We start from the raw sequence: 11476 nt of genomic DNA on the forward strand, positions 1-11476 counted from the left end.
CGTTGGGTCGGACAAGCGGGGCCCACCTACGAATCAAACTTCCAGGTAATCCAGAATCCCTTCGGCGGCCTGACGGCCTTCGAAAATCGCCGTCACCACCAGATCGGAACCACGCACCATGTCGCCACCCGCAAAAATCTTCGGATTGCTGGTCTGATGCTTGAACTCACCCATTTCCGGGGCTACTACGCGGCCTTGGTTATCGGTCTGAATGCCCTGACCTTCGAACCAGTCGGCCGGGCTCGGGCGGAAGCCGAAAGCGATCACCACGGCATCGGCGGGCAGCACTTCCTCGGAACCAGGAATCGGCTCGGGACTGCGGCGGCCACGGGCATCCGGTGCGCCGAGACGGGTCTCGACGACCTTGACGCCTTCGACCTTGCCTTCGCCTACGATGGCGATGGGTTGGCGGTTGAAGAGGAACTTCACGCCCTCTTCCTTGGCATTCTTCACTTCTTTGCGCGAGCCCGGCATGTTCGCCGCGTCACGGCGATAGGCACAGGTAACGCTTTTGGCACCCTGGCGGATGGAGGTGCGGTTGCAGTCCATCGCAGTGTCGCCGCCGCCCAGCACCACGACCTTCTTGCCCTTCATATCGACGAAGTCTTCCGGTGACTTCTCGAAGCCGAGGTTGCGGTTGACGTTGGCAATCAGAAAGTCCAGCGCATCGTGCACGCCCGGCAGATCTTCACCGGGGAAGCCACCTTTCATGTAGGTGTAGGTGCCCATACCCATGAATACTGCGTCGTACTCGGCCAGCAGCTGATCGATGCTGATGTCCTTGCCGATCTCGGTATTCAGGCGGAACTCAATGCCCATGCCGCCGAATATTTCGCGACGACGACTAAGCACGCTCTTTTCCAGCTTGAATTCAGGAATACCGAAGGTCAGCAGACCTCCAATCTCAGGATTCTTGTCGAAGACAACCGGCGTGACGCCGCTGCGTACCAGCACGTCGGCACAACCGAGGCCGGCCGGGCCGGCACCAATGATGGCAACCTTCTTGCCGGTCGGCTTGACCTTGGACATGTCGGGACGCCAGCCCATGGCAAAGGCGGTGTCGGCGATGTACTTCTCCACCGAGCCGATGGTGACCGCGCCAAAACCGTCGTTCAGGGTGCAGGCGCCTTCGCACAGGCGATCCTGAGGGCAGACGCGTCCACAGACTTCGGGCAGGGTGTTGGTCTGATGCGCCAGTTCGGCGGCTGCGAGGATATTGCCCTCGGAGACCAGCTTGAGCCAGTTGGGAATATAGTTGTGAACCGGGCACTTCCACTCGCAGTAGGGGTTACCGCAGCCCAGACAACGATGGGCTTGCTCGCAGGCGTTCTGCGGCTTGAAGGGTTCGTAGATCTCGACGAATTCCTTCTTGCGCTGACGCAGCAGCTTCTTCTTCGGATCCTTGCGCCCGACCTCGATGAACTGGAAGTCGTTATTCAGACGTTCAGTCATTTCAAAACCTCTTAGCGGCAGCCGCAAGCCCAAGGCTGCAAGCTGCATGACAATCACGGAGCGGGGCAAGCCTCAAGCTAGTGCCTGAAGCTGGCCGCTGAATCTGCTTTTTATTGGGGGTTCGCCCGAGTGCTCGACAACAGCAATGCCAGGTTCGCCGCCTTTGGCTTGACTAGCCAGAAGCGACGCAAGTAGTCGTCAAGGTTTTCGAGAAGCTTCGTACCCCATGCGCTGCCGGTTTCGGCGACATACTCGCGCAACACCTCTTGCAGATGACTACGGTGGGCTTCCATCGCCTCGCCCGTGATGCGCTGCAGGTTTACCAGTTCGTTATTTACGCGATCGACGAAGCTGTTATCCATGTCGAGTACGTAGGCGAAACCACCGGTCATGCCAGAGCCAAAGTTGTACCCGGTCTTGCCGAGCACGCAGACGAAGCCGCCGGTCATGTACTCGCAGCAATGGTCGCCGGTTCCTTCAACGACTGCATGAGCCCCGGAGTTACGCACGGCGAAACGCTCACCGGCGGTACCAGCAGCGAACAACTTGCCGCCGGTTGCGCCATACAGACAGGTATTGCCGATGATGGCCGAGTTCTGCGATTCGAACCCGCTGTTCTTCGGCTGGGTGACGACCAGTTTGCCACCGGTCATGCCCTTGCCGACGTAGTCGTTGGCGTCGCCTTCCAGATAGAGATGCAAACCACCGGCGTTCCAAACGCCGAAACTTTGGCCTGCCGTGCCCTTGAAGCGGAAAGTGATGGGCGCATCCTTCATGCCCTGGTTGCCGTGCACCTGAGCGATCTCACCGGAAACACGCGCACCGATGGACCGGTCACAGTTGCAGATATCCAGTTCGAATTCGCCGCCACTCTTGGCGTCGATTGCCGTGCGGGCGAGCTTGACCATTTCCTCAGCCAGCAGGCCCTGGTCGAACGGTGGATTCTTCTCCACCTGACAGAACTGCGGCTTGTCGGCAGGGATGTGATCGCTGCCGAGCAAGGGGGCCAAGTCGAGGTGGTTCTGCTTGGCGGTTTCACCTGGCAGCAACTCAAGAAGATCGGTGCGGCCGATCAGGTCCTGCAGGCTGCGTACGCCCAGCCTCGCTAGCCACTCGCGCGTTTCCTCAGCGACGAAGGTGAAGAAGTTGACCACCATGTCGACAGTGCCGATGAAATGATCCTTGCGCAGCTGATCGTTCTGCGTGGCGACGCCGGTGGCGCAGTTGTTCAGATGACAAATACGCAGATATTTGCAGCCCAGGGCAATCATTGGCGCAGTACCAAAGCCAAAGCTCTCGGCCCCGAGGATGGCCGCCTTGACCACGTCCAGACCGGTCTTCAGGCCACCGTCGGTTTGCACACGGACCTTGCCGCGCAGGTCGTTGCCGCGCAGGGTCTGATGGGTCTCGGCCAGGCCAAGCTCCCACGGCGAGCCGGCGTAACGGATGGAGGTCAGCGGCGAAGCGCCCGTACCGCCGTCATAGCCAGAAATGGTGATCAAATCCGCGTAGGCCTTGGCCACACCGGCGGCGATGGTTCCGACACCCGGCTCGGCGACCAGCTTGACCGACACCAGCGCCTTGGGGTTGACCTGCTTGAGGTCAAAGATCAGCTGGGCCAGGTCTTCGATCGAGTAGATGTCATGGTGCGGCGGCGGCGAAATCAAGGTGACGCCCGGCACCGCGTAACGCAGCTTGGCGATCAGACCGTTGACCTTGCCGCCCGGCAGCTGGCCGCCTTCGCCGGGCTTCGCGCCCTGGGCAACCTTGATCTGCAACACTTCGGCGTTGACCAGGTATTCCGGGGTGACACCGAAGCGACCCGTCGCGACCTGCTTGATCTTCGAGCTGCGCTCGGTGCGATAACGCGCAGGATCTTCGCCACCCTCACCCGAGTTAGAGCGCGCGCCGATGCGATTCATCGCAGCAGCAATGGCCTCATGAGCTTCCGGCGACAGCGCACCGAGCGAAATACCTGCCGAATCGAAGCGTTTGAGGATCTGCTCGAGCGGCTCGACCTCTTCGAGTGCCAACGGCTGATCCGAAACCTTCAGTTTGAGCAAGTCTCGCAGCATCGCTGCGGGACGCTGATCGACCAGCGTGGTGTATTCCTTGAAGCGGTTGTAATCGCCCTGCTGCACAGCGACCTGCAGCGCAGCCACCACGTCGGGGTTGTAGGCGTGGTACTCACCGCCGTAGACGAACTTCAACAGGCCACCCTGCTGGATCGGCTTGCGAGTACTCCAGGCTTCAACAGCGAGTGCTTTTTGCTCGGCTTCCAGGTCAGCGAAGCGCGCGCCCTTGATACGGCTGGCAACACCACGGAAGCTGACATCGACAACCTCATCGGCCAGGCCCACGGCTTCGAACAGCTGGGCGCCACGGTACGAGGTGATGGTCGAAATACCCATCTTCGAGATGATCTTAAGCAGTCCTTTGGAGATGCCCTTGCGGTAGTGCTTGAACACCTCGTAGAGGTCACCCAGCACTTCGCCGGTACGGATCAGGTCGCCGAGCACTTCGAAGGCCAGGAACGGGTAAACCGCCGTCGCGCCGAAGCCGATCAGCACGGCGAAGTGATGCGGATCACGTGCAGTAGCGGTTTCAACGAGGATGTTGCAGTCGCAGCGCAGGCCGGTTTCGATCAGGCGGTGATGCACCGCACCGACGGCCAGAGAAGCATGCACCGGCAACTTGCCCGGCACGATATGACGGTCACTGAGAACCAGCATGACCTTGCCGCTGCGCACCGCTTCCTCTGCTTGGTCGGCGATGTTGCGCACCGCGGCTTCGAGACCTATGGATTCATCGTAGTTGAGGTCGATCAGCTGCCGCTCGAAGCCCGGGCGATCGAGCTCCATGATGGTCCGCCACTTTGCCGGAGAGATTACCGGGGTGGTCAGAATCGCACGGTTGGCATGGTCTGCTGTTTCCTCGAAGACGTTGCGCTCGGCACCCAGGCAGGTCTCCAGCGACATCACGATGGATTCACGCAACGGGTCGATCGGCGGGTTGGTAACCTGCGCGAACTGCTGGCGGAAATAGTCGAACGGCGAACGTACGCGACGCGACAGCACGGCCATCGGCGTGTCGTCACCCATTGAGCCGACCGCTTCCTGGCCCTGCTCGGCGAGCGGACGCAGCACCTGGTCACGCTCTTCGAAGGTGACCTGGAACATCTTCATGTATTGCTTGAGTTGGTCGGCGTCATAGAACGCCGAGCCGTGGTCGTTATCGTCCAGGGTCGACTGGATGCGCAGTGCGTTCTGACGCAGCCAGGTTTTGTACGGATGCTGAGACTTCAGGCGGTTGTCGATGTCATCAGTATGCAGCACCTGCCCTGTTTCGGTATCGACTGCTAGGATCTGACCCGGGCCGACCCGGCCCTTGGCAATGACGTCTTCCGGCTTGTAATCCCATACGCCGACTTCCGAAGCCAGCGTGATGTAGCCGTTGGTGGTGGTTACCCAGCGCGCTGGGCGCAGCCCGTTGCGGTCGAGCAGGCAGATCGCATGGCGACCGTCGGTCAACACTACCCCAGCGGGACCGTCCCAAGGCTCCATATGCATGGAGTTGAATTCGTAGAAGGCTCGCAGATCCGGGTCCATGGTTTCGACGTTCTGCCAGGCTGGCGGAATGATCATGCGCAGGCCGCGGAACAAATCCATGCCACCGGTGACCAACAGCTCCAGCATGTTATCCATGCTTGATGAGTCGGAACCGGTTCGATTCACCAGCGGATCAAGGTTTTCCAGATCCGGAAGCAACTCATTGGCGAATTTCAGCCGGCGCGCCTGAGCCCAGTTGCGGTTACCGGTGATAGTGTTGATTTCGCCGTTGTGGGCAAGAAAGCGGAACGGCTGAGCGAGCGGCCATTGCGGCATGGTGTTGGTGGAGAAACGCTGATGGAATACGCAGATGGCGGTAGCCAGACGCTCGTCACCAAGATCCGGGTAGAACTGTGCCAGATCCGCCGGCATCATCAGGCCTTTATAGATGATGTCTTTGTCGGAAAGGCTGCAAACGTAAAAATCCTTGTCGCCAGCAAGAGCAACTTCGGCGCGGCGCCGGGCGAAAAACAGCTTGATGCCGAAATCGCGCTCGGACAGCCCTTCTGCCGAAACGAATACCTGCTCTATACGCGGCAGGCGCTCCAGCGCCAGGCGACCCAGCACGCTGGTATCGATCGGAACTTCACGCCAGCCGACCAGCGTCAAGCCTTGTGCGGCAATCTGCTCGTTAATGCTGGCTCGGGCCGCATCCGCTTTAGTCGCCTCTTGGCTGAGAAAGATCATGCCGACGGCATAGAGCGACGGCAGCTCGGCGCCGAAGTGCTGCCTCGCCATGGCTCGCAGGAATGCGTCAGGCTTTTGCATCAGCAGGCCGCAGCCATCGCCGGTTTTACCGTCAGCGTTGATGCCGCCTCGGTGAGTCATGCAGGTGAGCGATTGAATAGCAGTCTGAAGCAGGTGATGGCTTGCCTCGCCCTGCATGTGGGCGATCAGACCGAAGCCGCAGTTATCCTTGAACTCTTCAGGACGAAACAGACCTGCTCTCATAGGCACTCCACCAGCTAAAAACGTTGTAAATCAACCCCTTATTGACGGCGCACGGAACCGCCCCGTCATACACGTGGGCAAAAGGGGGAGCAGTTTACAAAGCCAGATAGAACGACACAATTTTATTTTTGCAAGCCCCAAAACGGTGCGCAACGCACTGTTTTGGGGCGACTATTAACGAGCCTGTACGATTTCCTGCTGCACGCTAGCGAAACTCCGCGCCCACGGCTTGCCTGCCTTCAACGAAGTCGGTAGTGCCTTGATGGCCTCAAGTGCCGCACTACGGTTGGCGAAATTGCCATGGGTGACCACATAGAGTGGCTTGCCCTCATGCTGTTTGACGAAATACCGATAGCTGTTGCCGTGCTGTTTCACCAAAGCTTCTGCATTGCTCCGGGTACGCGTTCCCAATACCTGAACCAGATAATTGGTGCCGGGCTGACTGGTATACCATGTCGCCGCGGAGGCGCCGGCCGCGGCAGGCTTTGTGACGATTTGTCGCTCTGGCTCGCGAGGAGCCTCGGCCGGAGCTGCTGGTTCGGAAGGCGGGTTTTGTACTGCAGAGGAGCCCGAGGCATCCTGAGCCGGAGCGACTTGCTCGTCGGGCGTTGCGGGCTCCTCCGGAGCCGATTCCGACGATTCATCTAGTTCAGCGTTGCCGGCGGCAGCGAGGGGCTCGCGAATAATGGGTTGTTCTGGCTGAGACTGAGTGTCGCCAGGCGTGGAATCACCAACAGATACACCAGCACCCGCGGCCTCCTCGCCCTTCGGCGAGGTCTCTGCAGAGCCCGTGCCGAGCGGCAGACTAGTGGTGGCAGGTACGGGCTGATCCCCCGCATCACGCATTAGAAACGCAATCACGACGACACACAGGACAGCAGCCAAAGCCAGAAGATGCTTCATCGGCAACGGCCAGCTCCATCCAGCCGATTTGCGAGCGCCCTTTGAGTGTTGCATCGCATCGATGAGCTCGTCCCGGGCCACCTGATTTATCGCACCCGGCCATCCGCCTGAGTTCTCGTGAATTCGCGCAATCTGCTCTTCGCTGAAACAGTCCAGGCTACTTCCGGCTCCTTCTAGGCGCAGCATCATATATTCCAGGGTCTCTTCTTCTTCGTAGGGCTGAAGCGCGATTACATGGAAGCGCTCCTCCCCTTCGACCAGCGCCTCCAGACGTGCCACCAGCGAGTGCTCACCGAACAGAAAGACGTGCGGCCGTCCTTCCGGGTTCCCCTGGGCCAATCGCAACAGCGTTTCTACCGCAGCGCCTGTAAGGCGCTCGGCATCATCGACCAGCAGGTATACCTCCTGCCCGGTCAGCGCCAATTGAATGATTTGTGCCATGATCGAATCGAAGTCAGCGCTCGGGCTACCCAACGCCTGGGCGATCTGTTGCAAGACGATGTTCGAATCGGTGGTCTCCTGTGGTGAGATGACCACGCTCTGAACCGATTGTTTGTTGCTGCTCGCAACGAGCGCCTGACGCACCAGCGTCTTACCACTGCCTTCAGGCCCAGTCACCACCAACAGCAACTGGCTGTAGCGGGCAAGATGATGCAACTGCCCCAGCACCGGCTTGCGCTGGGCCGGAAAGAATTTGAAGCCAGGCACGCGAGTAGCGAAAGGATCATGACTGAATCCGTAGTGGTTCAGGAATGAATCGTCGGCGGACAAACTGGTCATGGAATTAGGTTCTCGACTGTTGCATAAGCGCGTCGTAATTGACGTTCAATGTGGCTTCCAACACTTCGCGAGGGAAGTCGCCTGTTACCACGGCCTCGCCTAATCGCCTGAGCAGCACCAGTCTCAGCTGGCCGTTCAGGACTTTCTTGTCGACAGCCATATGCCGCAAAAAGTCATCGGCATTCATGTCGGCAGGCGGCACTACCGGCAGGCCGGCACGCGACAGCAAGCGCACGGCACGATCCCGTTCACCCTCAGAGATCCAACCGAGCTGTCGCGACATTTCCAGCGCCATCACTGTGCCGGCCGATACCGCCTCGCCGTGTAGCCAGACACCGTAACCCTGATGGGTTTCGATCGCATGGCCGAAGGTATGCCCCAGATTGAGCGTCGCGCGGATGCCCGACTCGCGCTCGTCCGCACCGACCACCTTAGCCTTTGCAGCACAGGACCGCCGAATTGCTTCGGTGAGCGCTGGCTGATCAAGCGCCCGAAGCTTGTCGACGTTATCTTCGAGCCATCCGAGGAAAGGCTCATCACAGATCAGACCATACTTGATCACTTCGGCCAGACCGGCCGACAGTTCACGCGCCGGTAAAGTCACAAGAGTGGCGGTATCGATCAACACTGCCTGCGGCTGATAGAAGGCGCCAATCATGTTCTTGCCAAGCGGATGATTGACACCTGTTTTGCCACCTACCGAGGAATCGACCTGCGACAAAAGCGTGGTGGGCACCTGGATAAAATCGACGCCGCGCTGGTAACTCGCGGCAGCGAAACCAGCCATATCGCCGATGACCCCACCGCCCAGCGCAATCACCGTAGTGTTACGGTCATGCCTGGCAGTTAGCAGCGCGTCAAAGATTGACTGCAATGTCTGCCAATTCTTGTGCGCCTCGCCGTCTGGAAGGATGACGGGGGTAATGACGTAATCGGAAAGGCTGTGCGAAAGGCGCTCAAGATACAGCGGAGCGACAGTGTCGTTTGTGACTATGGCAATTTGCTTGCCACGGATGTGACGGGATAACAGCTCGCTGCGATCGATGAGCTGCTCGCCAATGAAGATCGGATAGCTACGCTCGCCGAGATCGACCTGTAGAGTCTGCATGGGGCCCCCACGGTTAAAGGGAGCTAGGATAGCGCAGATCGGCCCAGGCTTTCACGAGGTGCAAGGGATTGAAGCTGATCGAGGATTTCCACCACAACCAACCGCGGAGGACGTTCATCCGTCTCGACGATAATATCCGCGATTTCGCGATACAGGGGATCCCGCACGGCCATCAAGCCAACCAGTATCTCGCGGGGATTGGGTGTCTGCAGAAGCGGCCGATTGCGGTCCCGAGAGGTTCGGTCGAGCTGCTGCTCGACCGATGTACAAAGATAGATTACCCGCCCGCCGTGCCGTAATACCCGACGATTATCCTGTCGGAGCACAGCACCACCACCAGTTGCGAGGACGACGCCGCGCATCTGGCATATGTCATTGATGGCGGCATGCTCTCGCTCGCGGAAACCTTGCTCGCCTTCGACATCGAATATCAATGGAATGCTGGCGCCCGTGCGCTGCTCGATCTCCTTGTCGGAATCCCGAAATGGCAGGCGCAGCTCCTTGGCGAGCAGGCGCCCAATGGTGCTTTTACCTGCTCCCATCGGGCCCACGAGGATAATGTTTTCCACCGATATCAACGATTCACTGCAATAGCCTGGTGATTGAGGATTCTCGGCGTCAGGAAAATCAGGAGCTCAGACTTCGCGTCAGATACGATGTCTCGCCGGAACATGCGCCCAAGATAAGGTAGATCGCCCAAGAAAGGAACCTTATCCACCGATCTGCTCTGCGTGTTGGAGAAGACGCCACCGATTACAACGGTTTCGCCGTCATTAACAAGAATCTTGGCATTTACCTCGTTCTTGCGAATGCTCGGGGTTCCGTTGACCGCATTGGCAAAGTCCGGCTCGTCCTTAGTGACTTTCACTTCCATGATAATGCGATTGTCTGGAGTGATCTGAGGTGTAACTTCAAGCGACAGAGCAGCCTCGACGAAGGTGACGGAGGTAGCGCCGCTGGAGCTGGCTTCTTGGTAAGGAATTTCGGAACCCTTAAGGATCTTGGCCGTTTCCTTGTCAGCAGTCATAACCTTCGGCTGGGATACAACCTCGCCATTACCGGACTTCTCCATTGCCGACAGCTCAAGGTCGAGAATAAGGTTATCGGTTATATAGCCAATCCCGATACCCGAGGTAGCGCCCGTCACTCCCAGATCAACAAACGGAACGTTGCCGTTGCTGTCCTCGCCCGAGTCACCGTTCTCATCACCCGACTCGTCGTTTCCATATACAAGCCCGCGACCATTGGCGAAAACCTGCGAACCACCCCAGCGCACCCCCAGGCTTTTGTCATAATCAACGTTGGCTTCGACGATCCGAGCCTCGATCATCACTTGCCGCACCGGAATATCCAGCTGTGCGACGATCCGCCTCAGCTCATCCAAACGTTCTTGTGTCTGATAAGCGATGATGTTGTTGGTGCGATCATCGACAGCGATCGAGCCACGGTCTTCGCTCGCGCCGTCCGTGCTCGTCACCGACTGGAACAATTGGGCAATATCGGCCGCTTTTGCGTAGTTGACCTGCACAACCTCGCGCCGCAGTGGCGCCAGCTCGGCAATCTGCCGCTGCGATTCAAGCTCTTGCCGCTCACGGGCAGCAATCTCGTCCGCTGGCGCTACCAGCAGCACGTTGCCAACCTGGCGCTTGTCGAGCCCTTTGGTTTTCAACACCAGATCCAGCGCCTGGTCCCAAGGAACGTTCTGCAAACGCAGTGTAATGTTGCCCTGCACCGTATCGCTGGCGACCAGGTTGAGGTCGGTAAAATCGGCGATCAACTGCAGAACCGAGCGTACATCGATATCCTGGAAATTCAGCGATAGCTTCTCTCCGGAGTAGGTGAAATGCTCTGTCTTGCGTTTCTCGGCATCGGCTTCGCTAAGCGGCTTGACACTGATAGTCAGCTTGTCGTCGGTCTGGTAGGCGAGATAGTCGTACCGCCCGGTGGGCTCGATTGCGATGCTCGCGCCGCCAGCCTTGCTGCTCGAATCAACAAACTTGACCGGGGTAGCGAAGTCCTGCACATCAAGTCTCACACGCAGCGCTTCAGGCAATTGAGTCTCGGCGAAGGAAACTCGAATCTTACCGCCCTGCTCTTCGATACTCGGACTGATCGAAGGATCCGACAGCGTAATGACCACATTGCCAGCACCGTCTTCCCCTCGACGGAAATCAACATTGTTGATCGCCCTGCTCACAGCTGCTTGGGCGATCGGAGCAGCCTTGCTCACTGGCGCCACCGGCGCAGCTGAGACCGCAGTTGACGATGCGCCGCTTTCGCCAAGCACGATGAATAGGTTATTGCCGTCTACACGAGTCGAATATGGAACCAGGGACGTGAGATTGACAATCAGACGAGTACGCCCTTGAGCTTCCACCACCGTCACGCTCCGCGCATTGCCGACACCGAGCTCGCGGGTTTTCATATCAAGATTGCTGGACACGCCCGGCAGATCAAGAGCAATGCGTGCAGGCTGATCAAGCGTGTAACCCCGCGGAGTGGGCACTGGCTCATCAAAAGCCAGCTTCAACTCGACACGATCGCCTGGTAACGATGCAACATCGAGGGTATTCAGAGACGCCGCTAGCAGAGCGGGCGAAATGAACGCCGCCAGCAAGGACAAGCCGAGACGAGAGAGGGTGGTATTCATAAAAGGCTTCCGTTGTGCAGACCG

General features: G+C 58.8%; 6 protein-coding genes. All 6 read right to left on the reverse strand.

Annotation, left to right across the window (positions count from 1 at the left end; all coding sequences use genetic code 11):
- Positions 1 to 33: 33 nt before the first annotated feature.
- Positions 34 to 1452 (reverse strand): FAD-dependent oxidoreductase, encoded by a 1419-nt coding sequence (locus tag D7241_RS09150; RefSeq protein WP_255980085.1) that lies wholly within the window; start codon positions 1450 to 1452, stop codon positions 34 to 36.
- 110 nt (positions 1453 to 1562) lie between these two features.
- Entirely contained in the window at positions 1563 to 6011 is a 4449-nt protein-coding gene (gltB, locus tag D7241_RS09155) for a glutamate synthase large subunit (protein WP_408101268.1), read from the reverse strand.
- A 174-nt stretch (positions 6012 to 6185) separates the two neighbouring features.
- A complete protein-coding gene (locus D7241_RS09160; RefSeq protein WP_408101269.1) occupies positions 6186 to 7694 on the reverse strand; it encodes an SPOR domain-containing protein in 1509 nt (502 codons plus the stop codon).
- 4 nt (positions 7695 to 7698) lie between these two features.
- Entirely contained in the window at positions 7699 to 8802 is a 1104-nt protein-coding gene (aroB, locus tag D7241_RS09165) for a 3-dehydroquinate synthase (protein ID WP_408101270.1), read from the reverse strand.
- A gap of 23 nt (positions 8803 to 8825) precedes the next feature.
- On the reverse strand, positions 8826 to 9371 hold the full coding sequence (gene aroK / locus D7241_RS09170; protein WP_408101271.1) for a shikimate kinase AroK: 546 nt from the start codon (positions 9369 to 9371) through the stop codon (positions 8826 to 8828).
- 5 nt (positions 9372 to 9376) lie between these two features.
- Positions 9377 to 11452 carry a type IV pilus secretin PilQ gene (pilQ, locus tag D7241_RS09175; protein ID WP_408102307.1) on the reverse strand — a complete coding sequence of 692 codons (2076 nt, stop codon included), beginning with the start codon at positions 11450 to 11452 and terminating at the stop codon, positions 9377 to 9379.
- Between the last annotated feature and the right edge of the window lie 24 nt (positions 11453 to 11476).

It is taken from the genome of Stutzerimonas sp. VN223-3 (assembly GCF_045999685.1).
GTDB classification, from domain to species: domain Bacteria; phylum Pseudomonadota; class Gammaproteobacteria; order Pseudomonadales; family Pseudomonadaceae; genus Stutzerimonas; species Stutzerimonas stutzeri_AR.